This window comes from Rhodococcus sp. SJ-2 (assembly GCF_053750035.1).
The window spans coordinates 2,078,552-2,093,654 of sequence record NZ_CM132340.1; the positions used below are offsets into that span (position 1 = coordinate 2,078,552).

Below are 15,103 nucleotides of genomic sequence, written 5' to 3' on the forward strand. Positions count from 1 at the left end.
GGATGCACCATCCGGTGTCGGCCGCTGCGGCGGGATACCGCCGGGACCGTTCGGCTGGGGCGGAACCGCCCGGTTGTCCTCGGGTTCGTTGTCGGTGGAACTCACGTACGTTTCTCCAAATGTCGGCGCGACGCGTTACGCCCGATCCTCGAATCCGTACTCGGACAGGGGGTCGACGACTCGGTCGTTCGGTCTTGTGCAGCTGTGTACACCGTCGGGCACGTCGATGTCACGTCGTCCGGCGACCGTTCACTCGCTCGCGGTGCGTCGATTTGCACCCGTCGATCGACGACGGGGCCGCTTCGGCGCGGGTTGCGCACCGAGAACGTACGACTGCACCAGGTGGTTCCAGCTGCAGGTTCGGCAAACTTCGACCACGTGGACGGAGAATTCCTCCTGGCTGGAGGCCAGGCGGGTCAACTCTTCGGGAGTGCGCGCGGAACCGGAAATTGCTCCGAGCTTGTCACCGAAGACCCACGAAACGATGGTCAACTGCTCCCTGCGGCAGATAGGGCACACGATCTCGCTGCCTGTGCCGTGGAACTTTGCAGCTCGCAGGAGGTAAGGGCTTGCATCGCAAACCTCGGCCACGCCGCGTCTCCCCGAGTAGACCTCGGCGAGCAGCGACCGCCGCTGCAACGCGTAGTCCACCACCTGCCGCTGAGTTTGCACGGGATCCAGAGTACGTGCGGCCCAAGTGCAAGTGGGCGCGGAGTGTGCCCGGTCCTGTGCGCGGCAGACCCATTCCGGACGAACTACGCTTCTGCCGTGGTTCGTCGACAATCGCCGCAGACCCGAGTACGCGAGGGCGATCGTGCTCTCGCGCGCACCCGTCTCGACGCCGCCTACGCCGACGGGCAGCTCACAGCGGAACAGTGGCGCGACCTCGTCGCACGCGCCGCAACAGCGACAACACTGCCGGAACTCGCGGACCTCGTTCGCGACCTGCAACCGCCGGCCGAACCCGAGGGCGACGGGACCGGAATTCCACCTGGGGCCTGATTGCCCCGATGATCGCCGGTGTGGCGGTCGTCGCTGTCGCTGCCGTTCTGTGGAGTGCACTTCCCTCACCGGCCAGGTTCGGGACAGGCGTATGGTTCTATATATCGGTGCGATATAGTTTTGCATCGCATCAGTCGGTCAGGTTCGAACGGACGTAGGAGGTGGCCCACTTGCTAGAGCTGGCAATCCTCGGGCTGCTTCTCGAATCGCCTATGCACGGTTACGAGCTCCGCAAGCGATTGACCGGACTCCTGGGCGCCTTCCGCGCCTTCTCGTACGGGTCGCTGTATCCGACATTGCGGCGGATGCAGGCCGACGGCCTCATTGCCGAGGAGGATGCCGGAGTCCCCGGGCCGGTGAAGCGGCGCGCTCGTCGCGTCTACCAGCTGACCCCGGTAGGGCGAGAACGGTTCACCGAACTGGTGGCCGACACTGGTCCCCAGAACTACACCGATGACGGATTCGGCGTTCACCTCGCTTTTTTCAGCCGGACACCCGCGGAAGCGCGGATGCGGATTCTGGAAGGCAGGCGACGCCAGGTCGAGGAGCGCCGGGAAGGCCTCCGCGACGCCATCGGGCGGGCGAGCGGCACCTTGGATCGCTACACCCGTCAGCTACACCAACTCGGCCTCGAGTCCAGCGAACGTGAAGTCCGCTGGCTCAACGAACTCATCGCCGCCGAGCAGTCGTCAGCAGCAAGCAGAAAAGAAGGAGAACCCGACCATGGGTGAGAACAGCACCTCGGTGCGCGTGGCCATTGTGGGCGTGGGGAACTGTGCCTCGTCTCTGGTTCAGGGCGTCGAGTACTACAAGGACGCCGACGCCGATATGACCGTCCCCGGTCTGATGCACGTCGAGTTCGGTCGGTATCACGTGCGCGACGTCAAGTTCGTCGCCGCATTCGACGTCGATGCCAAGAAGGTCGGGTTCGATCTCTCCGAGGCGATCAACGCCAGCGAGAACAACACCATCAAGATCACGGACGTGCCGCCGACGGGCATCTCCGTCCAGCGCGGCCACACGCTCGACGGCATCGGCAAGTACTACGCCGAGACAATCGAGCTGTCCGACGCCGAGCCCGTCGACGTCGTCCAGACACTCAAGGACGCCGAGGTCGACGTTCTCGTGTCGTACCTGCCCGTCGGGTCCGACGAGGCCGACAAGTTCTACGCCCAGTGCTGCATCGACGCCGGTGTGGCATTCGTCAACGCTCTGCCTGTGTTCATCGCCTCCGACCCGGTGTGGGCCAAGAAGTTCACCGACGCCGGTGTCCCGATCGTCGGAGACGACATCAAGTCGCAGGTCGGCGCTACCATCACCCACCGCGTGATGGCGAAGCTGTTCGAGGATCGCGGTGTCGTCCTCGACCGCACCTACCAGCTCAACGTCGGCGGCAACATGGACTTCAAGAACATGCTCGAGCGTGAGCGTCTCGAATCCAAGAAGGTCTCCAAGACCCAGGCCGTCACGTCGAACCTCAACGGCCCGCTGGCCGGCAAGGTCCACGACCGCGACGTCCACATCGGCCCGTCCGACTACGTTCAGTGGCTCGACGACCGCAAGTGGGCATACGTCCGCCTCGAGGGCCGCGCCTTCGGCGACGCCCCCCTGAACCTCGAGTACAAGCTCGAGGTGTGGGACTCGCCGAACTCCGCAGGCATCATCATCGACGCGATCCGCGCTGCGAAGATCGCCAAGGACCGCGGTCTCGGTGGCCCGATCCTCCCGGCATCCGCCTACCTGATGAAGTCCCCGCCGGTCCAGATGGCCGACGACAAGGCTCGTACCGAGCTCGAGGCCTTCATCATCGGCGCCGAGGACTGATCCTCCTTCATGACCGAATGTCACCTTCGTACACTTCAACTGTATGAAGGTGACATTCGGTCATTTCGGGGCGGTTACGCCATTCGCCGTACCACCGACAACGGCAACAGCTTCATCGCGTAGGCGAGCGGGATCCACGGCCATCCGGGCACGTACGCCTTGGCCGGCTCCTTCTCGATTGCCGCAGCCAATGCACGACAACCGGTTTCGGTGTCGACGATGAACGGGACCTTCTTCACCTTCTCGTTGATCTCCGACCGGATGTAGCCGGGAAAGATGGTGCTGACGTCGATTCCGGTGCCCGCCAGGTCCGATCGCATCCCCTCCCCGAGGGCCGCGACCGCTGCTTTCGACGCACCGTAGGTCGTCATGTTGCGCGGCATCCCGCGCAGTGCGCTCATCGACGAGATCAGGACGACGTGCCCCGCATTGCGCGGGCGCATGAGCTCGAGCGCTGCCTCGCTCTGGGCGAGTGCACCGAGAAAATTGGTCTGAGCAGTTTGCACGTTCGCACGGAAGTAGCCCGTGCCCAACGGCTGTCCTTTGCCCAGGCCTGCATTGACGATCACCCGGTCGAGACCGCCGAGTTCCTCGTCGAACTCCCGGAAGACGGTGAAGACGTCGTCGTGCCGGTTGATGTCCAGCGCCCGCACCGCGACAGTGATATGCGGATGCTCGGCGAGCAGTTCCGACCGCAGTGCGTCGAGGCGATCCACCCTGCGAGCGGCGAGTGCGAGATTGCGTCCCCGCGCGGCGAATTCGCGGGCCATTCCCGCACCGAGTCCGGAGCTTGCTCCGGTGATGAGGATGTTGCGTCGCTGTGGCCGGCTCATCGGCCCTCCTTCTCGAGTTGGTCGATGAGTTCGTTGCACCGGGAGTCGAGGTAACCGACGACCACCCAGAAGTCCTTGAACGCGGGGTTGGTGGTGTGCCCGTGGTGGTAGCGGTAGTAGATCTGCTGGGCGATCACGGCGAGCCGGAACAGGCCGAAGACTTCGTAGAATCGCCAGTTGTCCACCGGCAGTCCGGATTTCTCGGAGTAATACTCGACGATCTCACGGCGGGTGAGCATGCCGGGCAGATCCGACGGCTGCCGCTTGGTGGCAAGCATCATCGGGTCGTCGTCGGCCTGCACCCAGTACGCGAGCGACGACCCCAAGTCCATGAGCGGGTCGCCGATCGTCGCCAGTTCCCAGTCGAGCACCGCGACCGGCCGCAGCGGATCGTCCGCATCGAGCACCACATTGTCGAGCCGGAAATCTCCGTGCACGACCGTCGACGCGACGTCGGCGGGCTGTGTCTCGTCGAGCCAGCGGGTGACGCGCGCGAAATCAGGGACGTTGTCGGTCCGGACCTTCTCGTAGCGCTCGGTCCAGCCCGCAACCTGTCGCGCGACGTATCCGGTGCCGCGGCTGAATTCGTTCAGCCCGGAGGTCTGGGGGTCGACGCCGTGCAGTTCGACGAGCAGGTCGACGATCCGCAGGCACAGGGCACGGGTGTGTTCCGGCGTCAGGTCGAGGGTGGTCGGCGGATCGGTCCGCAGGATCGTGCCGGGCACGCGTTCCATGACGTAGAAGTCGCTGCCGAGCACGCTATGGTCGGTGCACATACCGACCATAGCCGGCACGTGCGGGTAGACCGGTGCGAGCAGCGATTGGATGCGGTACTCGCGCGCCATGTCGTGTCCGGACGACGGCTTCGCCCCGGCGGGCGGACGACGCAGCACGAGATCTCGATCCGGATAGCGCAGCAGGTAGGTCAGATTGGACGCGCCACCCGCGAATTGACGTACCTCCGGAATTCCCGGGATGCCTGCGTGTTCGTCGAGCCATGCCGCAACGGACCGGACGTCGAACGCGTCCTCGTCGCGGACCACTCGCGCGTTGTCAGGAAGTTCAGTCACTCCTGTATCCCCATCTCAGTTGTATTTGCCGAGTTCGAATCGTGCGACGAGGCCAAGATGCACCTCATCGGGGCCGTCCGCGAGACGCAGTGCCCGCGCTGCCGTCCAGGCGCCGGCGAGCGGGAAATCGTCGGACAGCCCTGCGCCACCGTGGATCTGGATCGCGAAATCGATGATCTGTTGCGCGACCCGCGGCGCGGCGACCTTGATCTCGGAAACCGCGGATCGGGCACCCGCCAGACCCTGCGTGTCGAGCAGCCATGCGGCGTGCAGAACGAGCAGCCGGAGCTGGTTGATGGCGATGCGGGCGTCGGCGATGCGTTCGCGGTTGCCGCCGAGGTCGACGATCGGTTTGCCGAAGGCCGTCCGGTCGAGCCCGCGGCGGCACGCGAGTTCGAGTGTGCGCTCGGCGAGCCCGACCAGACGCATGCAGTGATGGATGCGCCCCGGGCCGAGACGGCCCTGGGCGATCTCGAAACCGCGGCCAGGACCGGCGATCACCGCATCCAGGGGCAGCCGGACGTCGGTGAACGACACCTCGCCGTGCCCACCGGGTTCGTCGAAGTATCCCATCGCCGGGAGCATGCGCTCGATCGTCACCCCGGGTGTGTCGATCGGAACGAGGACCATCGAATGCTGCTGGTACTTGTGCGCGTTCGGGTCGGTCAGGCCCATGAAGATGAGTACCCTGCAGTCGGGGTGCCCGATACCTGTGCTCCACCATTTTCGCCCGTTCAAGACCACCTCGTCGCCGTCGACGACGGCGGTCGCGGCCATGTTGGTGGCATCCGACGAGGCGACGTCGGGTTCGGTCATGCAGAACGCCGACCGGATCTCACCGTCGAGCAGGGGTCGCAGCCACCGACCCTTGTGGTCGGCGCTGCCGTAGTGGTAGAGCACCTCCATGTTCCCGGTGTCGGGCGCATCGCAGTTGAACACGGCCGACGCGAACATCGACCGGCCCATCTCCTCGGCGAGCGGGGCGTACTCGACATTGGACAGGCCCGCGCCCAGGTCCGGATCAGGGAGGAAGAGATTCCACAGCCCGGCCTCACGGGCCTTGCGCTGCAGTTCTCGGAACTCCGGCGAGACGGACCAGCTGCCGGTGACCTCGCGACGCTGGGCGAGCGCCTCGCTCCGCACGGCACGGAGATGCCGTTCGACAGGTTCGACCTCGGTGACGATGAAGCTGCGCAGCCGCTCGCGATAGTCGAGGCTCCGCGCGGACTGTCCGAAATCCATGAAGGCTCCGTCCTCAATTGAGCAATGCTCAGTTAGGCTAGCGGGGTGAGTACTCCCCGACAAGCCCCGGACGTCAGACGCCGGCTGCCACCCGAAGAGCGTCGACGCCAGCTCGTCGCGGTGGGCCTTCAGGAGTTGTCGAACCGCCCGATCCACGCGCTGTCGATCGACCGCGTCGCCGAGATCGCCGGTATCTCACGCGGCCTGCTCTTCCGGTATTTCCCCACGAAGCAGGACTTCTACGTGGCGGTCGTGGGCGCCGCGTCCCGCCGTATGCTGCGCGCGGCCACACCGGACCCGGACGACCCCGACCCGCTCCGGGCGTGCCTGAACGCATTCGTCTCGTTCGTCGACCGCCACAGCGACAACTACCAGGCGTTCTTCCACGGCGGATTCGGCGCCGACCCGCAGATCCGCGAGATCCACGACGAGGTCAGGAACACGATGGTCCGGCGAATCCTGACCGCCGCGGGAACAGCACCGGATCCGCTCACCACCATGAGACTGCGCGGATGGTGGTCGATGGTCGAATCACTTGCGGTCGACCGCACCGCCGCCCCGGACACCTCGGTCGACGATGTGGTCGACTACAGCATCACCGTGCTGCGGGCCGTCGTTCTCGACGACCCCGCAGCCCGCGACGTCACATCCCCGGGATCTGGATCGTGACGCCTGGGAAGACCTCGATCTGCGGCGGTAACTGAACCTCCGGAGGGATCTCGACCGGCGGCGCCGGGATCGTGATCGGCGGCAGGTCGCTCAGACCGGGGAGTTCGAACCCGGGTACCGGACGCCCGGTGGTCGTCGGGGTGCTGATGCCCGCGTCGGCGGGCACTCCCGCCTGTCCACCGATCGGGTCGGGCCACGGGAAGCTCTCCACATCGGTGCCCGCGAGCGCGGTGTCCATCGTGTCCTTCCAGATGTCGGAAGGCAGGCTGGAGCCGTAGATGGAGCCACCCCACAGATTGGTGATCGGTCCTGCGTCGGCGGTGCCGATCCACACGGCGGTCGACAGCGACGGGGTGTACCCGACCATCCACGCGTCCTTGTTCATGCCTGTGTCACCGAGCTGGGTGGTGCCGGTCTTCGCAGCCGACGGCCGCCCTCCGGCAAGCGCGTGGCCACGCGAGTACGCCGCGACGGGCAGCAGCGCTTGGCTGACGTTGTCGGCGACGGCCGGGTCGATGCGATCCTCGGCGGGGGACGCAGGCCGGTCGAGGAGCACCTCGCCGTCGGATGTGGTGACCTTCTGCACGAAATACGGCTGATGGAAGGTGCCCGACGCCGCGAGCGTGGCGTACGCCGACGCCATGTCGATCACGCGTGACTGATATTGGCCGAGCACGATGCCCCCTTCGGGGATGCCGTTGGCCTCGGTGAGCGAAGTACCCTCGACCCCGGGGATCTCCAGCGGGATACCGGCGTCGTGTGCCGCGTCGGCGATCTTCTGCGGACCGTTCTCCATGGACATCATCAGCCGGTAGAAGCTGGTGTTCAGCGATCGTTTCGTCGCCTCCGCGATAGTGCACTTGCCGCACGACTCGCCTTCGACATTGTTGATCTCGATGCTGCCGACGGTCAGCGGGGTGCTGTCGTAGCGCGCACCGAGGCCGATGCCCTCACGCAGAGCCGCGATCAGACCGAACACCTTGAACGACGAACCGGTCTGGAGCGGCGCCTGTGCATAGTCGTAACCTGCGCCTTCTTCGCCGCCGTAGTACGCGCGCACCGCGCCCGAGCGCGGGTCGACGGACACCACGGCAGTGCGCAGGTCCTCGGGTTCGCCCTCGAGGTTGCTCCGCGCCGCATCGATTGCCGCCTGCTGGGCCACCGGATCGATCGTGGTGACGATGCGCAGGCCCTCGGTGTTGAGCACCTGTTCGCTGATCCCCGCTGCAGAGAGCTCACGCAACACCTGGGAGCGGATCAGACCTTCGGGGCCGGGCGCCTCGTTGGCTCGCGCCAGCTGATCCGACGGCACGGTCTCCGGGAAGGCGGCTTCCGCGCGGGCGCCGGGATCGAGCACGCCCATGTCGACCATGCCGTCGAGGACGTAATTCCAGCGCGCCTCGATCGCAGGACGATTGAACTCGGGATCGAGCGACGACGGGGTCTGGATGACACCGGCGAGGACAGCACCCTCGGAAACCGTCAGATCGCCGACTGCCTTGCCGAAGTACGCCTGAGACGCCGCGGCTATGCCGTAGGCGCCGCGACCGAAGTAGATGGTGTTCAGGTACGCCTCGAGGATCTCGTCCTTCGACCATTCGCGGGCCATCTTCGAGGAGATGACCAGCTCCTTCATCTTGCGCGTGAGGGTGCGATCGGCGCCGACCAGCACGTTCTTGACGTACTGCTGGGTGATCGTGGAGCCGCCACCTGCGGTGTCCTTGCCCAGGACATTGTCGCGGGCCGCGCGAGCGAATCCGGAGATCGAGAAACCGGGATTGCTGTAGAAGTCGCGGTCCTCGGCCGAGAGCACCGCGTTGCGCACGTGCTCGGGTACCTCGTCGATGCCGACCTCGACGCGATTGCCCTCCGGAGGCACCACTCGGCTGATCTCGGTGGTGTCATCGGCAGCGTAGATGCGGGCGATCTGGTTGGTCGTCATGTCGGAGGGACGGGGCACCTCTGCCGAGACGTACGCGCCGGCGAATACTCCGATCGGCACGAGAACCAGCAGCGCAACCACCACGAGTACGACATACCGGACTATTCGCCACCGCCGTGACTTCGAACCAGCGGAAGCGCGTCCGCTGCTGGACGTCGACGGTTTCGGGGGACTCACACGTACCACTTTCTCCAGAATGGGACTCGGCAGATTCTTCCATCCTGCCGACAGCATGGTACGAAGTCACGCGCATAAGTGACGTACATAGCACTCTGCAGAATGTGTGCGCAGCACTACGACGAATCGGTACGACGCCACGCTCGGTACGTGAACCACCATGCGAGCGCGAATCCCGCCAGCACCAGTGACGGCACGATACCCGGCTCCGGCGACAACATTTCTGCGACCGCCCCCACCACCGCCATCACTGCGAAGACCGTGATGACACCGAGCAGCATCTCGAGTCGCTGACGGCGGGGGAGCCGAGGACTCACGACTTCACGCCACCCGCCGTCAGGCCCGAGATGATCCGGCGCTGGAAGATCAGCACCATCACGACCAGCGGCACCATCACGAGGGTGCCGCCCGCCATGATCGACGCGTACGGCGTCACGTACGGGTCGGTGCCCGCGAACCGTGCCATGGCCACCGTCACCGGAGCTGTCCGTTCACTCGAGAGCTGCGACATGAGCAGGTACTCGTTCACCGTCGCGATGAACGCGAGGATCGCCGTGGTGAACAACGCGGGGGCCGCGAGCGGCAGCATGATCAGGCGGAACGCCTGCCCGCGGGTCGCGCCGTCCATACGCGCGGCCTCCTCGAGTTCCCACGGCAGTTCGGAGAAGAACGAGGTGAGGGTGTACACGGTCAGCGGCAGCACGAACGAGATGTTCGGGATGATCAGCGCCTGGTAGCTACCGATCCAACCGATGTCGGTGAACAACTGGAACAGCGGGGTCACGAGAGCGACGACCGGGAACATCGAGGCACCGAGAATGATGCCGGTGACGAAATACTTGCCCCGGAACTCGAAACGCGACAGCGCGTACGCGGTGAACACACCGATGAGCAGTGCGATCGCGGTGGTCGCCCCGGCGATGATGACGCTGTTCATCAGCGCGCGCGAGAAGTTGACCTTGGCGTCGGGGTCGAGTGCATCGGCGAAGTTCTGCAGGGTCGGATTCGTCGGCCACAGACTCGTGCTGAACGTCTCGGATGGATCGCGCAGCGCCGTGACGATCATCCAGTAGCACGGGGCGAGCCCCCAGACGATGATGAGTGCCACCCCGAGGTAGGTGCCGATGGTTCCCATCCGGAACCTGCCCGCACGTTTGGGACCGGGCGGCGGGCTCTCGTCGGCAGACGTCTCGGTGGCGGTGATCGTGCCGGTCATGCGACGTCTCCCTTACGCTGCTTCTCCTGGGTACTGACCGCATTGGCGCCGAGGAACCGCACCAGGATGAAGGCGACCGCGAAGATGATGAGGAATGTGATCGTCGACAACGCGGACGCCGAATTGGCGCCCTGGCGCATCTGGTCGACGACCAGCACGGAAATCGTCGAGGTCGCGGGGTTGGAGCCCATCATGATGGCGGGCAGGTCGTACATGCGCAGCGCATCCATCGTGCGGAACAGGATCGCCACCATGAGTGCGGGCTTGACGAGAGGCAACGTGATCTGAGTGAAGCGCTGCCAGGCATTCGCGCCGTCGACCTTCGCCGCCTCGTACACATCCGAGGGAATCATCTGCAGGCCCGCGAGGATGAGCAACGCCATGAACGGCGCGGTCTTCCACACATCGGCGACGATGATCGCGAAGCGGGCGGGCCAAGGATCGGCGGTCCACAGGATGTCGGTGCCGAGCATCTTGTTGGCGATGCCGTCGTTGGCGAAGATGAAGAACCACAGCTTGGCGGTCACCGCGGTGGGGATGGCCCACGGCACCAGAACCGACGCACGCAGCAGACCGCGGCCCCGGAACGACTTGGCCATCACGAGCGCCATCGCGAAACCGATCACCGTCTCGATCGACACCGTCACGACGGTGAAGAAGAAGGTGTTGAAGATCGACTGCCAGAACTGGGAACCGAGGGTTCCCGGCGGGCAGGGGATCGAACCGGTGGCAGTACCGCAGGTCTGGGTGATCCAGCGGGTGTAGTTCTCGATACCCGTGAACCCGCCCGTGACGAACCGGCCCGTCTCTGGGTCGAGCGTCTTGGCGTCGCCGTGCAACGACATCCAGACCGCTCTGCCGAGCGGGTACAGGATGATCACTGCGAGGACGATCATCGACGGCGCGATGAACATCCACACCGGCACCTTCCGCCGGGTCTTGGCCGGCGGAGCGGTCATCGGCGGCGGCGCGGGCGCGCGGTGCCGACCGGCCACACGTCCGCGGCCGGGACCATCGGTCCCGACCGCGGTGTCGTGTGGCGGATCCGCGGGCTTTCCGACCTGCGGTTCTGCCATCTACTGCTCCTAGTGGATCAGTTGCCGGCGGTTTCGATGCCGGCCTGCGTGTCGTCCAGGGCCTGCTGGACGGGCTTCTCTCCCCGGATCGCAGCGTAGGCGTTGTCGGAGATCGCCTTCGACACGGCCGAGTAGTACGGCGACGACGGACGCGGCTTCGCGCTCTCGAGCGCTTCCTTCAGTGTCGAGAAGTACGGGTACTGCTCGAGGATCTCCGGGTCGTCGTACACCTCGGCGAGGACCGGTGCGCCGCCGACCTCGGCGTAGTACTCCTGCGACTGTCGGGTCTGCATGAACTCGAGGAAGTCGCGGGCTGTTGCCGGAGCATCCGTGAACGCGCTGATGCCGACGTTGTAGCCACCGAGGGTGGACACACCCGGGCCGTCGACCCCCGGGAGAACGGCGATGCCGTACTTACCGGCGACCGACGACTGCTCACCGTCGGTGTAGAAGCCGGGCCAGGTGCGCATGAACATCGCCTCGCCGTTGCCGAATGCGGTCTGCGACTCGCCCTCGGTGTAGGTCTGCGCGGCTGCCGGGATGGTGCCGTCCTCGAAGGAGTCGACGATGAACTGCAGGCCCTCGGCCGTCTTGTCGTCGATCGCGGGAGTGAGACCGTCCTCGGCGACGAAGCTGCCGCCGAAGGCGTTGACGATCTCGGTGACGTTGACCGTCAGACCCTCGTAGTTGCTGAACTGACCGATGTAGCAGGCGATACCCGCTTCCTCTGCCTTCGGGCACTCGGCCTTCAGGTCGTCCCACGTCGCGGGTGCCTGATCGACGAGGTCGGTGCGGTAGTACAGGAACGCACCGTTGGTGTTCTTCGGCGCCGCGTACAGCGTGCCGTTGTAGGTGCCCGATTCGACGGTTGCGGGCAGCAGCCCATCGGTGTCGATGGCGTTGTCGCCCTCGAGCGGAAGCAGCCAGCCGTTGGCGGCGAACTCGGCGGTGTTCGTGACGTCGACGGCGACGAGGTCGTACTCGTCGCTCTGCGCCTGCATGCGCTGCGCGATATCGGCGTACTGGTCGTTGGCCTCGCGCGCGAGCGGCTTGAACGTGACCTGCTCGTCGGGGTTCTCGGCATTCCAGTCGGCGATGATGTTCTCGAGCGCCGCGTTCAAGGGGTCCTGGCCCTCGACGATGGTGATCGGACCGCGGCCCTCACCGGATGCGGCAGCGCCCGTGTCGGATGAGCCGGTGTCGCTGCCACCGTCGTCGGAACCACACGCCGTCAGAACCAGCAGCGCCGCCGAGGAGGCGGCGATGACGGCTCTGCGCATCGCCTTCTTGTTCAAAGCCATGTACATCTCCCGTGTGAGATCGGAAAAACAACTCGCCGGTGACCCCTGAGGCACCGGCACCGGCCACTACTGTGGCACGGGCCACCTCGAAAAGTCGGCATTCCGCCCGTCCTTGATCGGTTCTGTGTCGGCGACCCCGGTGGGCGAACGCGGCGGAACCGACCGATTCAGCCGATGCGACGACCGTCCGAGGTCTTGAACACATGCACGTGGTTGGGGTCGAACCGCAGGTGAACGCGGTCCCCCTTCTGCGGTGGAGTTCGCCAATCGCTACGAGCCACGATCTCCTGGCGGATCCCACCGATCGTGGCGTTGCCGTACACGTATGCGTCGGATCCCAGTTCCTCGAGGACGTCCACATCGACGGGGAGCCCGTCGGAGGCGATCTCGAGGTGTTCCGGCCGGATGCCGATCGTCACCTCCGTCTCGGTCACCTGCCCGAGGATATCGCGGGGCACCTGGACGTGGACGTCGCCCACCATGACTCCGCGTTCGACGACGGGGAGGGTGAACAGATTCATTGCGGGTGAGCCCATGAATCCGGCGACGAACACGTTTGCCGGCTGGTTGTAGAGCACACGCGGCGACGCGCACTGCTGGAGGATGCCCTTGTCCAGTACAGCTACACGGTCACCCATCGTCATGGCTTCCACCTGGTCGTGTGTGACGTAGACGGTGGTGGTGTTGAGCCTGCGCTGCAACTGGGCGATCTGGGTTCGGGTCTGGACGCGCAGTTTGGCGTCGAGGTTGGACAGCGGCTCGTCCATGAGGAACACCTGCGGTTCCCGCACGATCGCACGGCCCATGGCGACGCGCTGCCGCTGGCCGCCGGAGAGGGCCTTCGGCTTGCGGTCGAGGTACTGCTCGAGATCGAGCATCTTGGCGACCTCGGTGACCCGCTCACGGATCTGCGATTTCGGGGTCTTCGCGAGCTTGAGCGCGAATCCCATGTTCTCGGCCACCGACATGTGCGGGTACAGCGCATAGTTCTGGAACACCATCGCGATGTCGCGTTCCTTCGGATCCTGCGCGGTGACATCGTTGTCGCCGATGAGGATGCGCCCACTGTGCACCTGTTCGAGCCCCGCGAGCATCCGGAGCGATGTCGACTTACCGCATCCGGAGGGCCCGACCAGGACAAGGAACTCGCCGTCCTCGATCTCGAGATCCAGTGCATCGACCGCCGGTGTACTCGAGCCGGGAAACAGACACGTCGTCTTGTCGAAGGTCACCGAGGCCATCGCAGATCCTTTCCGAAGCGGACACGCTCGTGCGCTACCGGAATCTACCGTGCATCTTCACGGCCCACCGCCACCGGCGCGTCGTCGTCGCCCCACACCTGAATCCCACGGAGCCCCGGCACGTCGCCGCGGTGGAAGACCGGGTCACGTCCCTGCTTGCGTTGTGCGCTGTAGTTGTGGAACAACGCATACGCGACACCCGACAGCGGGACCAGCGCGATGAGGTTGACCGTCGCCATCACGCCCATCGCGAGGTCGGCGAGCGCCCACACGAGCGGGACCGAGCCGATCGCGCCGAGGAACACGCACACCACCACGGCCGAACGCAGATAGGGCAGGGCCTTCCGTGAACCGGTAAGGAACTCGATGTTCGATTCGCTGTAGTAGTAGTTGCCGATCACCGAGGTGAACGCGAGGAAGAAAATGAGGATCGCGAGGAAGTGCACGGTCCAGTCGCCGAGCTGCAACGCCAACGCATTCTGCGTCAACGCAGCGCCCTCGAGTCCCGAACCGAACTCCGGATCGGAGAGCAGGATGATGAATCCGGTGATCGAGCACACCAGCCACGTGTCGAAGTAGACGCCGAGGCTCTGCACGAGCCCCTGTTTGACCGGGTGCGACACCGATGCGGACGCACCGGCGTTCGGGGCCGACCCCATACCCGCCTCGTTCGAGAACAGGCCGCGCCGGATGCCGTACATGAACGCGGCACCGAACCCGCCTCCCGCGACCTCGCGGATGCCGAAGGCGTTCTCGAACACCAACCGGAACATCCCGGGGACCTCATCGATGTTGAGGACCACCACGATGATTCCGATGATCAGGTAGGCGATGGCCATGACCGGCACCACCACCTGCGACACACTCGAGATCCGCCGCACCCCACCGAAGATGACCAGAGCGACGAGGATCGCCACGCCAATGCCGATACCGACCTGCAGACCCGTCGTCTTCTCACCCACCGAGCTCGACACCGCATCGACGATCGAATTGGTCTGCACGGCGTTGAACACGAATCCGTACGTGATCGTGATGATCACCGCGAAGATCATGCCCATCCACCGTTTACCGAGCCCGTATTGCATGTAGTAGGCCGGGCCGCCCCGGAACGCACCCTTGTCGCGCACCTTGTACAGCTGCGCGAGAGTCGACTCGACGAAAGCTGTGGAGGCACCGATCAGCGCCATCGCCCACATCCAGAACAGTGCGCCGGGTCCGCCGATACTGATTGCGATCGCGACGCCCGCGATGTTGCCCGTTCCCACCCGCGACGCTGCGGAAATGGAGAATGCCCGGAACGCCGAGATCCCTTTCTCCCCATCGGGGAGGTCCTCGGCCTTCTCCACGATGGACCGCAGCATGTCGGGAATCAGCCGGATCTGGATGAACCGGGACCGGAACGAGTAATACAGTCCGGATCCGACGAGTAGCGCGATGACCGCGTACCAGTACCAGTCGTTGATGTCGGTGACGAATTCGACCGCGGTGTCCATTCCACCGATCTTCGCGG

The 15,103-nt window shown here is 65.2% G+C and carries 15 protein-coding genes; 4 read left to right on the forward strand and 11 right to left on the reverse strand.

The genetic code is table 11. The annotated features are described in order from the left end of the window. Positions 1-249: 249 nt before the first annotated feature. Entirely contained in the window at positions 250-651 is a 402-nt protein-coding gene (locus ACSYG9_RS09680) for a DUF5318 family protein (protein WP_454842928.1), read from the reverse strand. A gap of 117 nt (positions 652-768) precedes the next feature. Here ACSYG9_RS09680 and ACSYG9_RS09685 point away from each other — a divergent pair, with 117 nt between their 5' ends. The 3 genes from ACSYG9_RS09685 (at position 769) to ACSYG9_RS09695 (ending at position 2,826) form a co-directional block, all read left to right on the forward strand. After that, positions 769-1,002 carry a DUF1707 SHOCT-like domain-containing protein gene (locus tag ACSYG9_RS09685; RefSeq protein WP_454842248.1) on the forward strand — a complete coding sequence of 78 codons (234 nt, stop codon included), beginning with the start codon at positions 769-771 and terminating at the stop codon, positions 1,000-1,002. Positions 1,003-1,172: 170 nt separating this feature from the next. After that, the gene (locus tag ACSYG9_RS09690) at positions 1,173-1,733 is read left to right on the forward strand and encodes a helix-turn-helix transcriptional regulator (RefSeq protein WP_440127607.1); all 561 of its coding nucleotides are present in this window, start codon (positions 1,173-1,175) and stop codon (positions 1,731-1,733) included. Further along, on the forward strand, positions 1,726-2,826 hold the full coding sequence (locus ACSYG9_RS09695) for an inositol-3-phosphate synthase (RefSeq protein ID WP_454842250.1): 1,101 nt from the start codon (positions 1,726-1,728) through the stop codon (positions 2,824-2,826). The genes ACSYG9_RS09690 and ACSYG9_RS09695 overlap by 8 nt, the downstream gene beginning before the upstream one ends. Before the next feature lie 74 nt (positions 2,827-2,900). Here the strand turns inward: ACSYG9_RS09695 and ACSYG9_RS09700 are convergent, their stop codons facing one another. The 3 genes from ACSYG9_RS09700 to ACSYG9_RS09710 are packed head-to-tail and all read right to left on the reverse strand — an operon-like array spanning position 2,901 to position 5,971. After that, complete coding sequence (locus tag ACSYG9_RS09700; RefSeq protein WP_454842251.1) at positions 2,901-3,659, reverse strand: SDR family oxidoreductase; 759 nt, start codon at positions 3,657-3,659, stop codon at positions 2,901-2,903. Then, complete coding sequence (locus tag ACSYG9_RS09705) at positions 3,656-4,729, reverse strand: phosphotransferase (RefSeq protein WP_440126958.1); 1,074 nt, start codon at positions 4,727-4,729, stop codon at positions 3,656-3,658. Before ACSYG9_RS09705 ends, ACSYG9_RS09700 begins: the two co-directional genes overlap by 4 nt. A 15-nt stretch (positions 4,730-4,744) precedes the next feature. After that, positions 4,745-5,971 carry an acyl-CoA dehydrogenase family protein gene (locus tag ACSYG9_RS09710; protein WP_440126959.1) on the reverse strand — a complete coding sequence of 409 codons (1,227 nt, stop codon included), beginning with the start codon at positions 5,969-5,971 and terminating at the stop codon, positions 4,745-4,747. Between the two features lie 45 nt (positions 5,972-6,016). Here ACSYG9_RS09710 and ACSYG9_RS09715 point away from each other — a divergent pair, with 45 nt between their 5' ends. After that, positions 6,017-6,640, forward strand: coding sequence for a TetR/AcrR family transcriptional regulator (locus tag ACSYG9_RS09715; RefSeq protein WP_454842254.1), 624 nt, complete (start codon positions 6,017-6,019; stop codon positions 6,638-6,640). Here the strand turns inward: ACSYG9_RS09715 and ACSYG9_RS09720 are convergent. From ACSYG9_RS09720 to ACSYG9_RS09750, 7 genes are all read right to left on the reverse strand, one after another. After that, the gene (locus ACSYG9_RS09720; protein ID WP_440126961.1) at positions 6,615-8,816 is read right to left on the reverse strand and encodes a transglycosylase domain-containing protein; all 2,202 of its coding nucleotides are present in this window, start codon (positions 8,814-8,816) and stop codon (positions 6,615-6,617) included. The two genes, ACSYG9_RS09715 and ACSYG9_RS09720, sit on opposite strands and share 26 nt — an antisense overlap. 59 nt (positions 8,817-8,875) lie before the next feature. Beyond that, a complete protein-coding gene (locus ACSYG9_RS09725) occupies positions 8,876-9,076 on the reverse strand; it encodes a hypothetical protein (protein WP_440126962.1) in 201 nt (66 codons plus the stop codon). Next, a complete protein-coding gene (locus ACSYG9_RS09730) occupies positions 9,073-9,894 on the reverse strand; it encodes a carbohydrate ABC transporter permease (protein WP_454842929.1) in 822 nt (273 codons plus the stop codon). The genes ACSYG9_RS09725 and ACSYG9_RS09730 overlap by 4 nt, the downstream gene beginning before the upstream one ends. Positions 9,895-9,971: 77 nt before the next feature. Continuing rightward, entirely contained in the window at positions 9,972-11,051 is a 1,080-nt protein-coding gene (locus ACSYG9_RS09735) for an ABC transporter permease subunit (protein WP_440126963.1), read from the reverse strand. Between the two features lie 17 nt (positions 11,052-11,068). Beyond that, entirely contained in the window at positions 11,069-12,352 is a 1,284-nt protein-coding gene (locus ACSYG9_RS09740; RefSeq protein WP_440126964.1) for an extracellular solute-binding protein, read from the reverse strand. 167 nt (positions 12,353-12,519) lie between these two features. Further along, positions 12,520-13,593: a sn-glycerol-3-phosphate ABC transporter ATP-binding protein UgpC gene (locus tag ACSYG9_RS09745; protein ID WP_440126965.1), complete on the reverse strand. Its 1,074-nt coding sequence runs from the start codon at positions 13,591-13,593 to the stop codon at positions 12,520-12,522. Positions 13,594-13,637: 44 nt separating this feature from the next. Beyond that, positions 13,638-15,086, reverse strand: a complete 1,449-nt coding sequence (locus ACSYG9_RS09750; RefSeq protein ID WP_454842256.1) for an alanine/glycine:cation symporter family protein — start codon at positions 15,084-15,086, stop codon at positions 13,638-13,640. Positions 15,087-15,103 lie beyond the last annotated feature (17 nt).

Excerpts from the sequence above, each read along its gene's own strand:
- ACSYG9_RS09695 (WP_454842250.1), top strand. The coding sequence starts at position 1,726 with ATGGGTGAGAACAGCACCTCGGTGCGCGTGGCCATTGTGGGCGTGGGG.
- ACSYG9_RS09700 (WP_454842251.1), bottom strand. The coding sequence starts at position 3,659 with ATGAGCCGGCCACAGCGACGCAACATCCTCATCACCGGAGCAAGCTCC.
- ACSYG9_RS09710 (WP_440126959.1), bottom strand. The coding sequence starts at position 5,971 with ATGGATTTCGGACAGTCCGCGCGGAGCCTCGACTATCGCGAGCGGCTG.
- ACSYG9_RS09720 (WP_440126961.1), bottom strand. The coding sequence starts at position 8,816 with ATGCTGTCGGCAGGATGGAAGAATCTGCCGAGTCCCATTCTGGAGAAA.
- ACSYG9_RS09730 (WP_454842929.1), bottom strand. The coding sequence starts at position 9,894 with ATGGGAACCATCGGCACCTACCTCGGGGTGGCACTCATCATCGTCTGG.
- ACSYG9_RS09735 (WP_440126963.1), bottom strand. The coding sequence starts at position 11,051 with ATGGCAGAACCGCAGGTCGGAAAGCCCGCGGATCCGCCACACGACACC.
- ACSYG9_RS09740 (WP_440126964.1), bottom strand. The coding sequence starts at position 12,352 with ATGGCTTTGAACAAGAAGGCGATGCGCAGAGCCGTCATCGCCGCCTCC.
- ACSYG9_RS09745 (WP_440126965.1), bottom strand. The coding sequence starts at position 13,593 with ATGGCCTCGGTGACCTTCGACAAGACGACGTGTCTGTTTCCCGGCTCG.
- ACSYG9_RS09750 (WP_454842256.1), bottom strand. The coding sequence starts at position 15,086 with ATGGACACCGCGGTCGAATTCGTCACCGACATCAACGACTGGTACTGG.